18 protein-coding genes and 1 pseudogene are annotated in these 18448 nt (G+C 29.3%); 1 reads left to right on the top strand and 18 read right to left on the bottom strand.

Features of this window, described 5'->3' with window-relative positions:
- Positions 1 to 234 precede the first annotated feature (234 nt).
- From ACLII3_RS06740 to ACLII3_RS06655, 18 genes and pseudogenes are all read right to left on the bottom strand, one after another.
- Entirely contained in the window at positions 235 to 1383 is a 1149-nt protein-coding gene (locus ACLII3_RS06740) for a glycosyltransferase family 4 protein (protein WP_412987493.1), read from the bottom strand.
- Entirely contained in the window at positions 1331 to 2371 is a 1041-nt protein-coding gene (locus ACLII3_RS06735) for a glycosyltransferase family 2 protein (RefSeq protein WP_412987491.1), read from the bottom strand. The genes ACLII3_RS06740 and ACLII3_RS06735 overlap by 53 nt, the downstream gene beginning before the upstream one ends.
- Positions 2362 to 3270, bottom strand: a complete 909-nt coding sequence (locus ACLII3_RS06730) for a sulfotransferase domain-containing protein (protein WP_412987489.1) — start codon at positions 3268 to 3270, stop codon at positions 2362 to 2364. Before ACLII3_RS06730 ends, ACLII3_RS06735 begins: the two co-directional genes overlap by 10 nt.
- Positions 3255 to 4127 (bottom strand): sulfotransferase family protein, encoded by an 873-nt coding sequence (locus ACLII3_RS06725; protein WP_412987487.1) that lies wholly within the window; start codon positions 4125 to 4127, stop codon positions 3255 to 3257. Before ACLII3_RS06725 ends, ACLII3_RS06730 begins: the two co-directional genes overlap by 16 nt.
- A 3-nt stretch (positions 4128 to 4130) precedes the next feature.
- Positions 4131 to 5411: a flippase gene (locus tag ACLII3_RS06720; protein ID WP_412987485.1), complete on the bottom strand. Its 1281-nt coding sequence runs from the start codon at positions 5409 to 5411 to the stop codon at positions 4131 to 4133.
- Between the two features lie 18 nt (positions 5412 to 5429).
- Complete coding sequence (locus ACLII3_RS06715) at positions 5430 to 5987, bottom strand: hypothetical protein (RefSeq protein WP_412987483.1); 558 nt, start codon at positions 5985 to 5987, stop codon at positions 5430 to 5432.
- A 40-nt stretch (positions 5988 to 6027) separates the two neighbouring features.
- A complete protein-coding gene (gene cysN / locus ACLII3_RS06710) occupies positions 6028 to 7281 on the bottom strand; it encodes a sulfate adenylyltransferase subunit CysN (RefSeq protein WP_412987481.1) in 1254 nt (417 codons plus the stop codon).
- 32 nt (positions 7282 to 7313) lie between these two features.
- Positions 7314 to 8219 (bottom strand): sulfate adenylyltransferase subunit CysD, encoded by a 906-nt coding sequence (cysD, locus tag ACLII3_RS06705; RefSeq protein WP_412987479.1) that lies wholly within the window; start codon positions 8217 to 8219, stop codon positions 7314 to 7316.
- A complete protein-coding gene (gene cysC / locus ACLII3_RS06700) occupies positions 8212 to 8814 on the bottom strand; it encodes an adenylyl-sulfate kinase (protein WP_412987477.1) in 603 nt (200 codons plus the stop codon). Before cysC ends, cysD begins: the two co-directional genes overlap by 8 nt.
- 26 nt (positions 8815 to 8840) lie before the next feature.
- Positions 8841 to 9650, bottom strand: coding sequence for a 3'(2'),5'-bisphosphate nucleotidase CysQ (gene cysQ, locus ACLII3_RS06695; protein WP_412987900.1), 810 nt, complete (start codon positions 9648 to 9650; stop codon positions 8841 to 8843).
- Between the two features lie 3 nt (positions 9651 to 9653).
- Positions 9654 to 10490: pseudogene (gene rfbD / locus ACLII3_RS06690) on the bottom strand (dTDP-4-dehydrorhamnose reductase); the annotation flags it as partial.
- Positions 10487 to 11032 carry a dTDP-4-dehydrorhamnose 3,5-epimerase gene (rfbC, locus tag ACLII3_RS06685; RefSeq protein ID WP_412987475.1) on the bottom strand — a complete coding sequence of 182 codons (546 nt, stop codon included), beginning with the start codon at positions 11030 to 11032 and terminating at the stop codon, positions 10487 to 10489. The pseudogene rfbD and the gene rfbC, both read right to left, overlap by 4 nt.
- Before the next feature lies 1 nt (position 11033).
- Positions 11034 to 11897, bottom strand: a complete 864-nt coding sequence (gene rfbA / locus ACLII3_RS06680) for a glucose-1-phosphate thymidylyltransferase RfbA (protein ID WP_412987473.1) — start codon at positions 11895 to 11897, stop codon at positions 11034 to 11036.
- A 9-nt stretch (positions 11898 to 11906) separates the two neighbouring features.
- Complete coding sequence (gene rfbB / locus ACLII3_RS06675) at positions 11907 to 12956, bottom strand: dTDP-glucose 4,6-dehydratase (protein WP_412987471.1); 1050 nt, start codon at positions 12954 to 12956, stop codon at positions 11907 to 11909.
- Complete coding sequence (locus ACLII3_RS06670) at positions 12949 to 13995, bottom strand: hypothetical protein (RefSeq protein WP_412987469.1); 1047 nt, start codon at positions 13993 to 13995, stop codon at positions 12949 to 12951. The genes rfbB and ACLII3_RS06670 overlap by 8 nt, the downstream gene beginning before the upstream one ends.
- 1 nt (position 13996) lies before the next feature.
- Positions 13997 to 15688 carry a DUF6909 family protein gene (locus ACLII3_RS06665; protein WP_412987468.1) on the bottom strand — a complete coding sequence of 564 codons (1692 nt, stop codon included), beginning with the start codon at positions 15686 to 15688 and terminating at the stop codon, positions 13997 to 13999.
- 27 nt (positions 15689 to 15715) lie between these two features.
- A complete protein-coding gene (locus ACLII3_RS06660) occupies positions 15716 to 17233 on the bottom strand; it encodes a GH3 auxin-responsive promoter family protein (protein WP_412987466.1) in 1518 nt (505 codons plus the stop codon).
- 3 nt (positions 17234 to 17236) lie between these two features.
- Positions 17237 to 18106, bottom strand: coding sequence for a M23 family metallopeptidase (locus ACLII3_RS06655; protein ID WP_412987465.1), 870 nt, complete (start codon positions 18104 to 18106; stop codon positions 17237 to 17239).
- Between the two features lie 117 nt (positions 18107 to 18223).
- Between ACLII3_RS06655 and tatA the strand changes: the two genes are divergently transcribed.
- Entirely contained in the window at positions 18224 to 18406 is a 183-nt protein-coding gene (tatA, locus tag ACLII3_RS06650) for a twin-arginine translocase TatA/TatE family subunit (protein WP_412987463.1), read from the top strand.
- Positions 18407 to 18448 lie beyond the last annotated feature (42 nt).

The following is an 18448-nucleotide window of genomic DNA, read 5'->3' as shown; positions in this document are numbered from 1 at the left end:
AAAAAAAAACATAATAATCCCAATGACTATCAAAACGAATAGTGATGTTAATATATTAACTAAAAACCTTGATAGTCTTATATTTTTATTTTGAACAAAAGGCAATAAAAAAAATATACTAAAAAAGATATTTAGCTCAGCAGATTTAAATATTAGAGGTATAATAAAAGATAATACAAAGAGACTTTTGTATAGTTGTTGTACGCTAAGCTTTAGATAAAAGGACATATTTATTTAATCTTTTAAAATACTTATTAAACGATTTGATGTTTCTTTCCAATTATATATACTGGAAATATGCTTTGAAATTGATCCTAATTGATTATCATTACAAGAACCTTTATTTATTATTTCTTTAAGTCTATTCTTTATTTCTTTTTCATTAGGTTGTATATGATTATCGTTAAAAAACTCAAAATCAGCCATTGCAGTTTTATTTGAACAAATGGTTGGGACTTGTAGAATTGCACTTTCTAATGGAGGAATCCCAAATCCCTCGCAAATGGATGGAAAAACACATACTTTAGCTCCATTATAGAAAGAAAGTAAATCGTAATCATCAACTGATGATAGGTGATGAACTCTATTCTTAGATTTGATACTTACTTTCTTTATGGCATTTTCTAACTTTTTATCATTAATTGCTCTTTTCCCAATAAATACTAGTTCTATGTTATTCTCCCAATAAGATAAGTTTTCGTAAGCTTTTAGTAAAGATATATGATTTTTCCTTGGCTCAAGTCTACTAACAAAAAGAATGTAATTCTGAACATTATATTTTTGCTTTATATATTTCTTATCTCTTTCTTTATCTCTTTTAAGTGTAAACTTTTCATCTACTGCATTTGGAAGAATAAAAATTCTTTTATCTTTTAAGTTAAACTTCTCTTTAATTCTCTCTGCTGAATAATTAGACACTGTCGTTAAAACCTCTGCTCTTTTTGCCGATCTTTTAAAAAGAATTTTATTTTTCCAATAATAACCCTTTGAAAAATACATAGGAAAGTCTAAAAAAAGAACATCATGAATAGTAACAATATATTTACATTTCTTATTTAATACTAAAGGAAGATAATAATTAAAATGTGCATAATTTATTTTATACTTTTTTATGTATTTAGGTATTTCATATGCTAGACGAATGTATTTATTCCTTGACTTTAATTTAATATAATTAATATTAGGTGTGTTCTTAAACTCTTTTTTTAAATTATCTATATCGTTTGCCGCCAAAAACAATTCTATATCATGCTCTTCAGTATTTAAATTTTGATATATCCCTTTTAAAAAAGTTCTAGTTCCTTGAAAAATTCCATCGAACACATGAGCATCAACTAATACTCTTATAACCTTTTTTTCCTCTAAAATAATCTTTTGTTCCATCTATTATTGCTTTAGAATTATTGAACTCTAGCTTCACTATTTTACTTAAAACCATATAAGTAATGAAAACTAAGAGAAAAAAAATATTTTTTTTGTGGTATTTATTAAAAAACAACAACCCATTTCTAATAAAATAATAGTACGCAAGATACCCTCTTCCAATACTAGTCCCAACTTTATCGTAAACTATTGCCTCTTCACAAGTAGATAAATTAACTCCATTTAACTTTGCTGAATAACACCAATCTGTCTCTTCCCAATATAAAAAATAATCCTCAGGCAAAAGCCCCGATTTTTCTAAAGTTCTTTTATTTGTATATAAGGCACCTCCATATATATAATCTATTTCTTCTTTACTCTTTGTGTTAATGTTTTTTATAACCCCAAAAGGCTTAATAATTCTATAAGCCCCTAAAAAGCCCCTTTTATGAGGTAAATAATAATCTTTAACAAAACACCCTTTTATAAATGTATCATCTTTTGTTTTATTTAAAAAAAATAGTGCTTTACTATCTATAAATGTATCTGGATTCAATAAAAACACTTTAGAACACGAAGAAATATTATCATTATCAATTATTGGCTTCAATGCAAGATTATTCCCTCCTGCAAAACCTAAATTCTTCTCAGTTTGTAAAAAAATAATAGGAAATTCTAAAATAAAAGAAAGTGACTTCTTTGAAGCTTTTTCTCTAAAGAAACTCGTATTTTCAATAACTTTACGATAATATACATATGGAAGCTTTTGCTTTCTTTTTCTTATTTTTTCTTTAAAAAAAGAATTTTCAATATTAGGAAAAATGTTCCCTTCTAAATAATTTAAAATATTCTGTTCCGAATCATTTGTTGATTTATTATCAATTATAATAATTTGGAAATTTTTATATGTACTATTTATTATAGCTTCTACGCATTCTATTGTGTCCTGCCAACTATTGTAGTTTAAAACAACTATATAGTTAGAGGCATGTTCTATAGTTAAAGCCATTCTGGAAAGTTTTTATATCCTTTTGCTATTAAGAACGACTTTAATTCTTTGTTTTTTTCCAAGTATAGATTTTGAATCCTATTTAGTGAAAATGTACTTTCTTTATTTTTATTATCAACATTTAATGCATAATATATGTTTCTTAAAAAAAGTTTTAGTTTATAATTTTTTCTAAAAACAGGCTCAAGATTTTTAGATATAAGCATTACATATTTCTGTAAACTAGCATTTTTAAAGACCACTGATTTATTTTCAACAGTAAAATTTTTATTATCATAAAACCCTGAGTCAATATTTAGCCATTTTGTTAAATTTTCAACTACTTCGTGGGGTTTGTTTTTAAGGTCATCGAAAAATATGATTCTAATATTTTCTTCTCCAAAAGCTTCAAACCAATCTTTAATATAATCAACATATACACCATCATATAATTCCTTACTATATGAATTATTTTTATCAATCTCTGTCAGGGAACTTATATTTAAATGATCTCTTTCAAAGTCTTCAAAATTATAGTCTGAATCAAACAATAAATTTTTTTTTCTATGATTGAAACTAGATAAAATTTTATCTGCTGGGTTTCTAAAAATGAAAATGATTTTAGGATTTATCGTATTATCTAATATGTTATTAATTGCTATTTTCCTTTCGTAAATATACTCTGGACTTGCTTCCAGCTTATATTTTTCTCCTTTATAATTTTTAAAGTATTCATCATAAGATTTATACTTTTTTTTATAATTAGATCCAGAGAAAAAATGTGTTTCTTTAATATCGGAACCAGCAATACTAGGATGCCAAGATAAATATGTATACAAGGAAGTTGTACCGGCTTTATGTACTCCTCCTATTATTAAATTATTAAAGTCATTATTCATTTTCCTTAATCGAATTTCCAATTTGACAAATCTTTATTAAGAACTTGTTCTAAAATATTTATTTCTGACTTAAAGAAATCATTATATATTTTAGTTTTTATTTCGTTACTAAGCGGTTCTTTTTTTGCTTCCTTTACATTTAGCCTATAAAGTTTTGTCATTATTAAATCTTTAGTCTTTTTTGCAGGAATTAATTTACCTATATACTTTTTTAACTTATTTTCTTTAAAAATAAAGTCTCTTATTAAGATGCTTTTAGGTTCTGAAGCAACATTACTCTTCACTTTATAATTATATTCAAATGTTGGTAACCCAATAAAAGAGCTAATTTCTTTAACATAAGATGGTGTATCTTTTATAAAATCTTCAAACAAAATAATCTTAACATTTTCTTCGCCAAATAACTGAAAATAAGTTTTTATTTGATTTAAATATTTGCCTCTAGATATATAGGAGTAATGAAGTAGCCCAAAATAATCATTTAACCGTTCCTTTTCTTTATATATAGCATCTTTAAAGTTGAGAGATTCCCTTCCAATTCTTTTTGTCATTAAATAATGAGAATAGGCTCTGTCAACAGGGTTTCTTAAAATAAAAATAATTTTTGCGTTTGGAGAAAAGTCATAAATTCTTTTTGCAGCTAAAGGAAAAAAACAATACTCTGGATCAATTTCTCCGTAATATTTCTTCTTAAAGCTATTGAAATTGTCTAAAAAATAGCTTTCTAAGCCTTTTTTATACTTATCATTATCTGAAAAAAAATGAGTTTCCTTTAAAAATGGAAGTTCTAAATCAGGATGTTGAGATAATATATCATGCAAAGTAGATGTTGCTGACTTCTGCGCTCCAATACAAATAAAATTAAGAGTTGGTTGCATTATTTAAATTTTAATAAAAGTATAAAATCCCAAATACTTTTTAACTAGGTAAATTCCAAATAAATTAAAAAAGACATTTGAAATTAAGCTAGCATAAGCAGCTCCTAAAATACCAAATTTAGGAATTAAAAATAAATTTAAAAGAATGTTTAAAACAGCACATACTATAGTAATGTTTTTCAACTCCTTTTGATGCTTAGTCATATTTAAAACTTGAGAAACACTTCCTGATAAAGCATTAAATAAAAGTCCTAAAGAAACCACTATTAGGACTGATTCGCCTGCAATAAAATCTAAACCAAATAAACTTAAAACATGTTTTCTAAAAAGTATTAAAACTACAACCACTGGCAAAGTTATTACTGTAATCATTTTAGTTGATTTATTAATCAACTCTTCAATTTCATATAATTTATTTTGAGAAAACAATGAAGCAATTTTTGGAGCAACAATTGTGTTAACAGCATGAATAACAATTAATACAATAGTTGCTAATTTATAAGCTACATTATATATTCCAACTTCTTCCTTAGTTACTAAAGCCCCTAACATAAATACATCTGTCCAGTTAATAAAAAACACAAATGCTGATGTAATTAACATAGGAATAGATAGCTTAAAAAGTTTATTGGCAGGGTATTGAATATTTGTTTTCAACTTTTTAAAAGGGAAGAACCTTAAAAAAAATATTCCTGTTAAAGAAATTCCTAAGACATAACCTAGAAAGTAGTATTCTTCATCGAAACTTAAGCTTTTAAAAAAATAAAAAAATGAAAAAAATATAATATAAGGTAAAACATATAAGCCAAAAGCAAAATGTTTAAACTTTAATCTTCCGCGTAAAAACTCTAGAACAAAAGAATGTAAAACAGTAAAGACTAAAGTATATGAAATAAAATTAAAATACTTAACTAGTTTAATATCGTCAAATATCGTTTCTGCTAAAAACGTGTTTAAAAACAGCCCGATAAAGCTTACCACTAAAGCAGAAATAACTACTATTATAAATGCCTTTTTTAAATAGTCATTTCGAGGGAAAAAATTAAAATTTTCTTTGTCAGATGTTAATTTAACAACAGCTGTAGGTATCCCTAGAGAACATATCAATACTAATAATTGAAGTAGTGTAACACTAATAGTATATCTACCATAAATCTTTGCTCCTAATAAATTGGTAATAGCTATCATCATTAAATATGCTAAAACCATTCCTAATAGCCTAAAACCAAAAACTAAACCACTATTTTTTAATAAAAATTTATCCTTTAATAAAAACTTAACCAAACTAACTTAAATAATAGGTTACTTATACAAATAAAAATCTATTTTGTCTTCAAGAACTTTTCTAGAAGAAAAAGATGGAGCGTAATTATCTTTAACCACTTTACCTATTGCAGTTGCATTGTCCCTATCGTATTCTATATAATTATTTGGAGCAAAAAATTGAAAAAACCTATTACCTTCGATATAAAACTCTTCTCCTTCATAACTTAAAGAAGCATTCAAAATATCTATTCTTTGTCTTTTTATTTCGTTTTTAAACTTTAGAAACAAACGCATAGGTAGAACATTATCTTCAAGCTTAAACTCTATAGTTTGTGGCTCGTTAGACCCAACAACTTTGACAGAAATAGAGTTCTTTTTTGTTATTGCTTTATCACCATCCTTCATATAAAACAAAGTAAAAGTATCATCTTCAATAACTTTAGCATTTAAAGTCATTAAAAAATTATCGTCAGAAACTTCTTTGACAACCTCTTCATTATTGTTTTTGTGGTTAATTGTTTCTTCTTTTTTATCATTTCCTTTACAACCAACAAGTAACATAACTAAGATAAAAACCTTAATAAGCTTTTTCATAATAAATTTATTTTAATGTTATTCTTAACCTTACTAATAATTAAACAATCATTCCTGCTGCAACAGTTTCATTGGTTGCATCATCAACTAAAATAATACTTCCAGTTGTTCTGTTTTCTCTATACGAATCAACCATTAATGGCTTTGTAGTTCTAATTTTAACTTTACTAATATCGTTCATTGATAATTCACTATCGACAGTATTTCTTTCAAGTGAATTAATGTCAATTTTATAAACCACCTCTCTAATCATTGCTTTCTGCTCATTAGAAGTATGCCTAATGGTATATTTAGCCCTAGGTTTAGCTGGATTATTATGTAACCAACATAACATAACTTCAATGTCTTGAGAAGCTTCAGGTTTATTGTTTGATCTTACAATCATATCACCACGACTAATATCGATATCATCCTCCAACGTCATTGATACTGACATTGGCGCGTATGCTTCACCTAAAGTTTTATCTAAAGCATCAATAGATTTAATTTTAGAAGTAAAACCAGAAGGCATAACAGTAACCTCATCACCTTCTCTAAAAATTCCACTAGCAACTCTACCAGCATATCCTCTATAATCTCTATGACTTTCACTTTGTGGTCTTAATACTGTTTGCACAGGAAAACGTGCGTCTACCTTATTAATATCACTACTAATATGCATCGTTTCCAAAGTATGAAGTAATGGCGCACCTTGATACCAATTCATAACTTCAGATCTATTAACCACATTATCCCCTTTTAAAGCACTAATTGGTATAAAACGAATATCTTTAACTAATAGCTTAGACGAAAACTCTTCAAATTGATTGATTACATTATTATATGCCTCCTCAGAATAATCAACTAAATCCATCTTATTCACACACACAATGATATGTGGTATTTGAAGTAAAGACGCTATAAAAGCATGCCTTCTTGTTTGTTCAATAACTCCATGGCGTGCATCTACTAAAATAATTGCAGCATTTGCTGTTGATGCTCCAGTAACCATATTACGTGTATACTGAATGTGCCCAGGTGTATCTGCTATTATAAACTTACGTTTTGGTGTTGTAAAATATCTATAAGCAACATCTATTGTAATCCCTTGTTCACGTTCATCACGCAAACCATCTGTAAACAAAGCCAAATCTACGCCATCGTGCCCCTTCTTTTTACTTGTATTTTCAATAGCTGTTAATTGATCTTCAAAAATAGATTTTGAATCATATAATAAACGACCTATTAATGTACTTTTTCCATCATCTACACTTCCTGCTGTAGTAAATCTTAATAATTGGTTGTTATCTAACATAATGTTTTTTCTTTAAGTAAATGATTTTGGGATTAAAAATAACCTTGACGTTTTCTATCTTCCATAGCTGATTCAGAACGTTTATCATCACTTCTGTTACCACGTTCTGTTTGACGCATTCCTGAAACTTCATCAGCAATCTTTTCTAGCGTATCTGCATCAGACTCAATTCCGCCTGTAATCGTTATATCTCCTAAAGTTCTAAAACGTATTTTTTTAGTAACTATTTCTTCATTGTCTTCTAACTTCAAAAATTCAGAGTTTGGTATCCAAGAATCTTGTCTCCAAACCACTTCACGCTCATGAGCAAAATATAATGACGGTATTTCGATATTTTCTCTTTTTATGTAATTCCAAACATCCATTTCTGTCCAATTACTAATTGGAAATGCTCTAAAGTGTTCTCCTTCAAAATGTTTTCCATTGAATAAATTCCATAATTCTGGGCGTTGATTTTTTGGATCCCACTGCCCAAAATCATCTCTATGAGAAAAGAAACGTTCTTTTGCCCTAGCCTTTTCTTCATCACGTCTTCCTCCTCCTATTGCACAATCAATTTTATTTGATTCAATTGCATCTAAAAGTGTTGTGATTTGAAGTGCATTACGAGTTGCGTTTTTTCCTTTTTCTTCCGCAACTCTACCCTCATCAATTGATTCTTGAACAGATCCAACAATTAATTGAACTCCTAATTCCTTAATGATATCATCTCTAAATTGGATTGTTTCTGGAAAGTTATGTCCAGTATCTACATGCATTAATGGAAAAGGAATTTTAGCTGGGTAAAATGCTTTTTTAGCTAAATGTGTTACAAGAATTGAATCCTTTCCTCCAGAAAATAAAATTACTGGATTTTGGAATTGGGCCCATACTTCTCGTAAAATAAATATTGCTTCGCTTTCTAATTCATCTAAGTAATTTAAATAATATTTACTCATTTTCCTTTTCTAATTTAGGTGTGATAAAATCTATAATCTTTTTTACAGCAGATTCAACAGATTCTAATTCAGTTTTTATTTCAATATCTGGATTTTCAGGTGCTTCATATGGTGCTGAAATTCCGGTCATGTTTTTAATTTCTCCTGCTCTTGCTTTTTTATATAAACCTTTAACATCCCTTCGCTCACATTCTTCAATACTTGTGTTTATATAAACCTCGACAAAGTTAACATCTTTAACAATATTTTTAATCTCTTCTCTGTCTTTTTTATAAGGCGACACAAAAGCTGCCAATACTACCAAGCCAGCATCAACCATTAGATTAGCTGATTCTGCTATTCGTCTAATATTTTCTGTTCTGTCTTCTGGTGAAAAAGTTAAATCTTTATTGAGTCCTTTTCTAACATTATCACCATCTAATGTATAGGTTTTTACTCCCTTTTTATAAAGCTCTTGCTCAACAACATTTGCAATTGTTGATTTACCAGAACCTGATAATCCTGTAAACCATAATAAAAAAGAATTATGGTTATTTAATCTTCTTCTATCATTAATAGAAACTTTATACGAGTGAGGGATGACATTGTCTTGCATTATCTCTCTAATAAATTTTGTTAAAGTTAATTTTTAGAAACTAGAAACCAAGGGTTTAAAAGGTTTTCTTTATTATATAATAAAGCTTTATTAGTTTCTTTAGAAATTACATCTATTCCTACTGCATTACAAATAGCTTGTCCAGCAGCAGTATCCCATTCCATTGTTGGAGCAAATCTTGGATAGACGTCAGCATTGCCTTCAGCTACTAAACAAAACTTTAAAGAGCTTCCTTTAGATACTATTTCTACTTCTTTTCCTTTGGATTTTAATTGCTCAACAAAGTCTAAAGTTTCTTGACTCATATGAGATCTACTTCCAACTACTTGAATAGGGTTAGAATCACCTTTTTTTGGTTGTAATTGCACCGCAAGGCTTAACACTTCATCCAATTTAACATTATGAGAATTTAATTCAGCTTTGAAAGCATTATTACTATTTACATTTGCGAAATAAATAGTTTTAACTGCTGGTACATAAATAACTCCTAGCACTGGCTTGCCGTTTGTTACTAATGCTATGTTGACTGTAAATTCTCCATTGCGTTTAATAAACTCTTTTGTTCCATCTACAGGGTCAACTACCCAACATGTTTCCCATTGTTTTCTTGTTGAATATTCTGTTTGCTTATTTTCTTCACTAATGATTGGAATTCCAGTTGGTAGTAAAAAAGAATTGATAATATCGTTTGCTTTTTTATCAGCTTGTGTTAGTGGTGATTTATCATCTTTATATTCCACCTCAATTACCGAGTCATATATGTCCATTATAGCCTCTCCTGCTTTTAAAGAAGCTTCTATAGCTATATTAATATTTGTTTTTGTTTCTAAGTTCATTATGGCTTTTTTTAAGCTTTCTTTCCAATCTAAAATATCAATTGAAAACTCTTTTTTAATTTTTTCTTTATTTAACAAACTAAACTTTGGCCTTCTTGCTGGAGTTGGATAAGCTTCTGTTGAAATTGGGTTTGTTTTTATTTTTTTTCCTGATACTTTAAATATAGCTGTAGCAAAATCAAACCAACTTGCTATACCTTCATTACTATAATGATAAGTACCAAATGCATCATTATTTATTTTAATGATTTTTAATATTACTTGAGCTAAATCTCTAGCGTAAGTTGGAGTACCAACTTGGTCTGAAACTATCCCTAGTTCATCTCGCTGTTCAGATAATCGTAGCATAGTCTTCATGAAATTATTCCCGTGTTCTGAATACAACCACGATGTTCTAATAATGTAATGTTTAGGCATTAATTCTCTAATGTGTTGCTCTCCTTTTAATTTAGAGCTGCCATAAACACTTATGGGACTTGTAGATATTTCTTCTGTATAAGCTATATTAGAGTTTCCATCAAAAACAAAGTCTGTTGAGATATGAATCAGTTTTACATCAAATTTATTACATGCTTGAGCAAGAATTTGGACTCCTGAACTGTTAACATTATTTGCTAATGTAATATCCTCTTCTGCTTTATCTACATTAGTATATGCAGCACAATTAACACACCAATCTATTTTTTGTTCTTTGAAATAGCTATCTACTTTATTTTTATTAGTAATATCTAGTTCTTGAGAGTTAACAAAAATTAAATTAACATTATTAATTTCATGCTTTACATCTCTAATACAATGAGCTAGCTGCCCATTTCCACCTGTTACTAATATATTTATCATAATTCGGCATGCTCAAGTTTTGGTAAAACCATATCCTTTTCTGAAATGATAAATTCGTTCTCAGGTAATTTCCAATCAATATTAAGTTGGGAATCATTATAAATAATCCCTCCTTCAGATTCTTTATTGTAAAAATTATCACATTTATATGAGAATATTGCTGTCTCACTTAATACTATAAACCCATGAGCAAACCCTCTAGGAACAAATAGTTGCTTCTTATTCTCTTCGGATAACTCTACAGCTACATACTCTCCAAATGTTTTAGAGCCCTTTCTAACATCTACAGCCACGTCCAAAACCTTTCCTTTAATAACTCGAACCAATTTAGCTTGAGCATATTTTCCTCGTTGATAGTGAAGCCCTCTTAAAACACCTTTAGTAGAATAAGATTCATTATCCTGTACAAATTTAACTTGATCTCCATTTAAATCATTAAAGGTATTCAAGTTGTAACTTTCAAAAAAATAACCTCTTTCGTCTTTAAAAACCTTCGGCTCTATAACAAAACAGCCTTCTAATTTTGTTGGTTTAAATTCCATTTTATGTGTTTAGAATGCTCAATAAATGTTTACCATATCCACTTTTAATAAGCGGTTGGATTAAATCTTTAAACTGCTCCTTATTAATAAATCCCATTTGGTAAGCTACTTCTTCAATAGCTCCTATTTTTAATCCTTGTCTTTCTTCTATTACTTGAACAAACTGAGATGCTTGCATTAACGAGTTAAATGTACCTGTATCTAACCAAGCAGTACCTTTGTCTAATACACTTACTTTTAATTTATCTTGTCTTAAATATTCTTTATTTACATCGGTAATTTCAAGTTCACCTCTATGACTAGGTTTTATATTTTTAGCTATTTGAACTACTGAATTATCGTAAAAATAAATTCCAGGAACAGCATAATTAGACTTTGGTTTTTCTGGTTTTTCTTCGATTGAAATCACTTTTCCTTTACTATCAAATTCAGCAACTCCATATCTTTCTGGGTCGTGCACATGATATGCATATATAATCCCACCATCTGGATCGTTATTTGCTTGAAGTAGATTCGCTAAACCTGTTCCATAGAAAATATTATCTCCTAATATTAAAGCTACTTTGTCAGAGCCAATAAAGTCAGCACCAATAATAAAAGCTTCTGCTAGTCCATTAGGAGCTTCTTGAACGGCATATTGAAAATTACAACCAAACTTCTTTCCGTCTCCTAATAACTGTTTAAACAAAGGTAAATCATGAGGTGTGGATATGATTAATATTTCTTTTATGCCTGACCACATTAATGTTGACAACGGGTAGTAAATCATTGGTTTGTCATAAATCGGCATAAGCTGTTTACTTACCGCTAAGGTTAATGGGTGTAATCTTGTCCCTGAACCTCCTGCTAATATAATCCCCTTCATATGTTAGTTTTAACTATATTGTTTCAAATAATAACTTTGATATTCTCCAGAAGTAACACTATTTAACCAATCATTATTTTCTAAATACCAATCAATAGTTTTAGATAACCCTTCTTCAAAAGTAACCGAAGGTTTCCAACCTAATTTCTTGTTAACCTTTGAGGCGTCTATCGCATATCTTAAATCATGTCCTGGTCGATCTTTAACAAATGTTATTAGTCTTTCTGACGATCCTTTTTCCTTTCCTAACTTAACATCCATCTGTTGACAAAGAAGTCTCACTAAATCAATATTTTTCCATTCATTAAAGCCTCCTATGTTATATGTTTCTGTATTAATTCCTTGATGAAAAATTAAATCAATAGCCACAGCATGATCAATAACATATAGCCAATCTCTTGTGTAGTTTCCATCACCATAAACAGGCAAAGGTTTGTTGTTTATTATATTATTAATAAATAAAGGAATTAATTTTTCAGGAAACTGATTAGGACCGTAATTGTTAGAACAATTAGATATCACATATGGTAAATTATAAGTTTCACCATAGGCTCTAACAAAATGATCAGAACTTGCTTTTGAAGCTGAATAAGGTGAGTTTGGATCGTATGAAGTTTTTTCAGTAAATAAACCTGTTTCTCCTAATGTTCCATAAACCTCATCTGTACTTATATGATAAAAACGTTTTCCTTCAAAATTATCTTTCCAACAAAGTTTAAACGCATTCAATAAGTTCATAGTTCCTAATACATTTGTCTTAACAAATGCCAAAGGATCTTTAATAGATCTGTCTACATGAGACTCTGCTGCCAAGTGAATAACATTTTCAAATTCATATTCTTCAAAAATTGAATGAATAAAATTTTCATCTGTAATATCTCCTTTTATAAAAGTGTAATTTGGGCTATCCTCTATATCTTTTAAATTCTCTAAATTTCCTGCATAGGTTAAAGCGTCTAAATTATAGATTTTATAATCTTTATACTTATTAACAAACAACCTTATAACATGAGAACCAATAAAACCAGCACCTCCAGTAATTAAAATTTTTTTATTCATAACTTAACGTGAATTTAACTACTTTTTTAGTTAAATATCCCAACACTAATAACACAAAAGCTATAAGAGGAAGTATTAGCGAATATCTATCAAATATTGTTTCTGATTTATTTCCTATAGATTGAAAACTAGATATCACATCAAAAAACACATTTTCTTCAATTTTTTGCTCATCTAAAGCTCTTAACTCATTTCTCAGTTTAATTTCCTGATTTAATAACTGATATTCTTTTGTTTCTGATTTTTCCTGCTGTAAAGGGAAACCTTCTCCCAGACTAATTGATGTTTTTGTTGATTGTGATTCTTCCTCAATTACATCAATATAAACTTTTTGAAGCTGTTTAATCTCTTCTATTTGAGCTTCTAAGTTTTCTTTCTTAATAGAAATCATCGAATCTCTTTTTTGCATTTTTTTAATAGAATATGCATTGTTAAAAGAAGAGTTTAAACCTTCTTCTAAGTTTCTAAACACGTCTTTTTTTGTTGATAAAACTTTTATTATAAATAAGTTTCCAGAATGTATATCTCTGTTTTCTATAAAATCGTCAAATGATATTTCTTGAGCTCGAATACTATCTATTGATTTTACAAAACTATCATACTGTAATATACGATCGTTTTCTGTTTCTGGTCCTGGAGAAATTTCAAATTCTATTAAACTCTCAGCAGATTCTTTATCTATTTGAAAAATATCTGATAGCATATCATGCTCTTCATCAGCCAAAAGCGCATTAAAATAATTGATATTGGTTACTAATTGGTATTTAGCCTCAAAATAGGTTTTTACCAACATTTCTGAGTCATATTTTGGTGTTTTACTTTTTTCTAAAGCATAACCCAAAACTCCAGCTAATACCATAACAATTGCAATAATTTTTATGTTAACAATAATAGCTTTAATGGAATAAATAATTGCAGAAAAAATCAATTTTACAAAAGAACTTATATATCCTATAATTCTATCAAAAAATCTTCCTATAGCATTAAATAGTTGTCCTAAGTCTATTTCCTCAGGGTTGTTATTTGAGTTTTCGCTCATGTTATGATTGGTTAAATATTTGTTCTAAAATTTTTCTTGTTATTAAATATGTTGGTCTTACACCACTTGTTCCTAAACCACCTGAAGCCAATGTACTCCCTGTTTCTAATGGATTATCACTAGCATAATATGCATATCTAACTTTGACATCTGGATTAATGCTTTTTCTCACCTTGGAAGCTGCTTGTATTGCTTTTTGATAATGCGCACCTTCCATTTCTAAACCAATAACATTCCATGTTGAATCATGGAAAAACTTCAAAATTTCTTTATTTTGAAGTGAGGTTCCTAATACAGTTACCATTGACCCTTCGTAAACATCTACTCCATTACCTTTTAAGTCTTCCATTTTTAATTCATTCTCAAAAGGGTAATTATCTGCTGTTCCTTCAAAAATATGGGCTGAAGGTATCATAATATCTCCTTTTCCTCCTTCTAAAATACCAGCTTTACCCATTATTGAAATAGACCTTACATCTAGGTGTATTTTATCATCACCTTTTCCAAATGGTTTAAGCAATTCATCTATGGTTTCATAAGCTTGTTCTCCAAAAGCATAATCCATGACGAATATAATTGGATTTTCTGAATCCTTTTCTTTTTTGTTAATGTTTAAATCTGTTTTTGAAAAATCTATCTTAGATGAGTCAAAAATTTGGACATTAATGTTGGTTCCTGATTTATCTTTTAGATAAATCATTCCTTCTTGCAACGCCAATTGAGATATTTTATTGCGTAAGTTTTCGTTTTGTTCTTTACTGATATCTTCATATACATCAAAAATATCCTTTTTAGCAACTAAAGTTTTTAATGCTTTTGGTGTATGAAAAGTATTCATAACACTATGAAGGTTAGCACTTATAATATGAATTGGTCTATCTAATAAATCATTAGATTTTAATGTCTCTTTTATGGTTGTTGCCCATTCTTCGCCATGAATATGATGCCCTAAACGCTCTCTTAATACTGGACTAAAAGTTACTGTTCTTTTAGTGTTTTTAACCATTTCCTCTAAAGCCAATTTCCCTAGCCAATATATAAGATGTAAAAAGCGTTCTGGTCTTTCTTTAGTTGCAAAATCCTTATACACAGAAACTATTTCTTCGAAAGTTCTACCCAAAATGTTTCCAGTATGTGTAATTGCTATTTCTCGTTCTTTTTGGGTAAGTTTTTTATTAGATAACACCGCTTTTTCAAGCTTAGTCCAATCTCTAGTTGTAGCTCCTTTATCATTAATAAGAACACGTCTACTAATTTTATGAGACTCAACAAATAAAAAAGTTAAATGTGTTAGTATATCGTAAATCTCAGAACGCCCTCTAGTAATTTCAATGTTCATTTGCTCGCTATCAATACGATAACAATTCCTTCTTCTTTTTGATGGAATTATAGCCTCAAAATGTGAGTCTCCAAAACCTTCATCACTAGTAAGGTTGATAAACCTACATTCTTCAATTCCTATTGGTAACCTGTCAACTACATAAAGTAAACCGTCCAATTCTGCCTTTTCTTCTGCGATTGAACCATAAATTTCTGGTCTAAGTAATAACAACCCTTCTCGTAAAGTTTCACCTGAAACTCCCATTGGCTTGTAAAAACCTCTATTAAATAAATGGCGCATTGTTATGTACATGCGCTCTATAGCATTTGTACTTTCTTGCGCTCTTGTTCTTCCTAAATGTTTCTTTTTCATAATCCTTCTTTAACGTACAAAGATACACTAATTAACAAAATTAGCATCATATAGCGCATTGGCTATTTTTCTATCATTAGAAAGCCTTGGGATTTTGTTTTGACCCCCTAACTTTCCTATAGACTTCATATAGTTTTTAAACCCATCTTTTTTAACGCAAGTTATCTTTAAAGTTTGGAGTACTTTACCCTTAATTAAGTCAAAATAATAACTGTTTTGCTGTTGTAAAGATTCATCAATCTTTAAAGCTAACTTATCAATATTTTCTGGTGGGTTTTCAAACTCTATAAACCATTCGTGATAAGGCAATCCATTTTCTGGATTTATTTGTGGCGCTACCGTAAACTCACTTACACTAATACTTGTGCCTTTTGTAGCCTCTAACATTGCCTGTTCGACTTCTTTCCCAATAACGTGTTCTCCAAATGCTGAAATAAAATGCTTTATACGACCACTAACAATAACTCTATAAGGGTTAATAGATGTAAATTCTACTGTATCACCAACATTATAAGCCCATAAACCTGCATTAGTTGAAATTATCATAACATAATTTACGCCTATCTCTACATCTTTTATTGAAATCCTTTTTGGGTTGTCTTCAAAAAACTCATCAGCTTTAATAAACTCATAAAACATTCCAGAATTTAATTGAAGTAACATTCCCCTCTCATCTTGCTTATCTTGAAAAGCAAAAAAACCTTCACTTGCAGGATACAACTCAATGCTGTCTACTTTTCTGCCAATTAATTTTTCAAATTTAGCTTTATAGGGTTCATAGTTAACTCCTCCAAAAATAAAAAGCTCGAAGTTTTTAAAAACGTCTCCTATTTTCTTTCCTGTGCGCTCTTGCAGTTTTTCAAAATACATTTGTACCCAAGAAGGAATGCCGCTAATAATTGTCATGTTTTCCGGAAGAGTTTCGTCAACTATAGCATTAACTTTTGTTTCCCAATCTTCTATGCAATTTGTTTCCCATGAGGGCATTCTGTTTTTTTGAAGATATTTTGGAACATAATGTGCTACAATTCCTGAGAGTCGCCCTAATTGAATTCCATTATTCTTCTCTAATATTGGACTTCCTTGAAGGAAAATCATTTTCCCGTTTACAAATTTTGCGTTTCCTGTTTCTGCTACATAAAGCAAAATAGCATTTCTAGCTGCCTCAATATGATAAGGCATACTTTCTTTAGTAATTGGAATATATTTTGCTCCTGAAGTAGTTCCTGATGTTTTTGCAAAATAAATTGGTTTCCCTGTCCATAGAGTATTTTCTTGACCTTCTACAACTTTTTCAACATATGGTTTTAATGCTTCGTAATCTCTTACAGGAACTCGTTTTACAAAGTCTTCATAAGTGTTTATACTTATAAAATCATGGTCTTTTCCAAATTGTGTTGATGCAGCTTGGGAAATTAAACTCTTAAAAACATCATCTTGTGTTTTTATAGGGTTTAAAGCCCATTTATTTACTTTCTTTCTAATATGTTTAGCAAACGGTTTTGCTAATAATTCTTTTAACGATGTTGATCTTCCTATCTTCATTATTTATTCAAAGTCAATAAACGTGCTTGGATTAATTGGGTAACCATCCTTCCATAATTCAAAATGTAAGTGTGGTCCCGAAGTTAATTCGCCTGTGTTACCTGATATAGCAATTACTTCACCTGTTTTAACTAAGTCTCCTTGTGTTTTGGTTAAGGAAGCATTGTGTTTATATGCTGAAAGTAATCCATTACCATGATCTAAAATAATAACATATCCTGTTTGTGTTGTCCATTCAGCTAACACTACTGTTCCGTCTGCTGTTGCTTTTATTGGTGTGTCTTTTGCTACAACAATGTCTACTGCATAATGCTTTTCTTCAGCATTATATAATTGACTAATGGTTCCTGTGACTGGAGGAAAAAGAACAAAGTTTGATGCTGCTGTTGCCGATTCAAACAAATTGTATTTATCTTCCTTATCTACTTTTTCTCTTAATAAAGAATCTTCCCTAGAAGGGTTTAAGTTTATTTCGCTTACATCCAGTTCAGCAGCTTTAATAATGGAGTCTTTATTAAAAATTACAGTATTTACATCTCCTTCTAAAACTCGTTTTATAGATGCAAAATATTGTTCATTAATAGTAATTACTTGTTGCAAAGAGTCTGTTTTCTTACTTAACTCTATAGCTTGTTTTTTTAAAGCAGTTGAAGAATATCCAGGAATATATTCTCTTAAAGGTGTAAATGCTATTAAAATAGTTGTTAACGCTATTAAAATAATTGTAGATAGCGACAAAATAACAAACACATTTAAGCGTGTTAACTTAACCGCAAAACGCTCTTCAAATGTATCTTCATTAAGGATAACCAAGCGATACTTATGCAGTAATTTCCTAGCTAATTTTTTTTTACCCTTCTTATTTGTATTCATAGATACACAAAATTAAATAATTTTAAATGTTTTGCGCTTTGACAATATACTAAAGTTAGTTATAATCACGCTTTTTTAAAGTATAATTATTAACTTTGCATTATAAAAGAAAAATACATGAGTTTATATATGTTACCGTTAGCAATTGGAGCGCCACAAATTATTTTAATAGTAGTTGTTGTATTACTGTTATTTGGCGGAAAGAAAATTCCAGAACTTATGAGAGGTCTTGGTAGTGGTATTAAAGAATTTAAAGACGCTAGTAAAGACGATAAATTAGATTCTGAAAGCAAAGAATAGTGAAATATCCTTTATAAAAAAAAGACCAACAAATGTTGGTCT

The sequence above is a fragment of the Pontimicrobium sp. IMCC45349 genome, from assembly GCF_047219225.1.
In the GTDB taxonomy this organism is placed as follows: Bacteria; Bacteroidota; Bacteroidia; order Flavobacteriales; family Flavobacteriaceae; genus IMCC45349.
Note: the sequence above shows the minus strand (reverse complement) of the source record. Positions and strands in the feature narration are given on the sequence as shown.

What these genes read in the sequence shown, in the direction of transcription:
- ACLII3_RS06740 (WP_412987493.1), bottom strand. Translation starts at nt 1,383, where the DNA reads ATGGAACAAAAGATTATTTTAGAGGAAAAAAAGGTTATAAGAGTATTA.
- ACLII3_RS06735 (WP_412987491.1), bottom strand. Translation starts at nt 2,371, where the DNA reads ATGGCTTTAACTATAGAACATGCCTCTAACTATATAGTTGTTTTAAAC.
- ACLII3_RS06725 (WP_412987487.1), bottom strand. Translation starts at nt 4,127, where the DNA reads ATGCAACCAACTCTTAATTTTATTTGTATTGGAGCGCAGAAGTCAGCA.
- ACLII3_RS06715 (WP_412987483.1), bottom strand. Translation starts at nt 5,987, where the DNA reads ATGAAAAAGCTTATTAAGGTTTTTATCTTAGTTATGTTACTTGTTGGT.
- cysN (WP_412987481.1), bottom strand. Translation starts at nt 7,281, where the DNA reads ATGTTAGATAACAACCAATTATTAAGATTTACTACAGCAGGAAGTGTA.
- cysD (WP_412987479.1), bottom strand. Translation starts at nt 8,219, where the DNA reads ATGAGTAAATATTATTTAAATTACTTAGATGAATTAGAAAGCGAAGCA.
- cysC (WP_412987477.1), bottom strand. Translation starts at nt 8,814, where the DNA reads ATGCAAGACAATGTCATCCCTCACTCGTATAAAGTTTCTATTAATGAT.
- cysQ (WP_412987900.1), bottom strand. Translation starts at nt 9,650, where the DNA reads ATGAACTTAGAAACAAAAACAAATATTAATATAGCTATAGAAGCTTCT.
- rfbC (WP_412987475.1), bottom strand. Translation starts at nt 11,032, where the DNA reads ATGGAATTTAAACCAACAAAATTAGAAGGCTGTTTTGTTATAGAGCCG.
- rfbA (WP_412987473.1), bottom strand. Translation starts at nt 11,897, where the DNA reads ATGAAGGGGATTATATTAGCAGGAGGTTCAGGGACAAGATTACACCCA.
- rfbB (WP_412987471.1), bottom strand. Translation starts at nt 12,956, where the DNA reads ATGAATAAAAAAATTTTAATTACTGGAGGTGCTGGTTTTATTGGTTCT.
- ACLII3_RS06670 (WP_412987469.1), bottom strand. Translation starts at nt 13,995, where the DNA reads ATGAGCGAAAACTCAAATAACAACCCTGAGGAAATAGACTTAGGACAA.
- ACLII3_RS06665 (WP_412987468.1), bottom strand. Translation starts at nt 15,688, where the DNA reads ATGAAAAAGAAACATTTAGGAAGAACAAGAGCGCAAGAAAGTACAAAT.
- ACLII3_RS06660 (WP_412987466.1), bottom strand. Translation starts at nt 17,233, where the DNA reads ATGAAGATAGGAAGATCAACATCGTTAAAAGAATTATTAGCAAAACCG.
- ACLII3_RS06655 (WP_412987465.1), bottom strand. Translation starts at nt 18,106, where the DNA reads ATGAATACAAATAAGAAGGGTAAAAAAAAATTAGCTAGGAAATTACTG.
- tatA (WP_412987463.1), top strand. Translation starts at nt 18,224, where the DNA reads ATGAGTTTATATATGTTACCGTTAGCAATTGGAGCGCCACAAATTATT.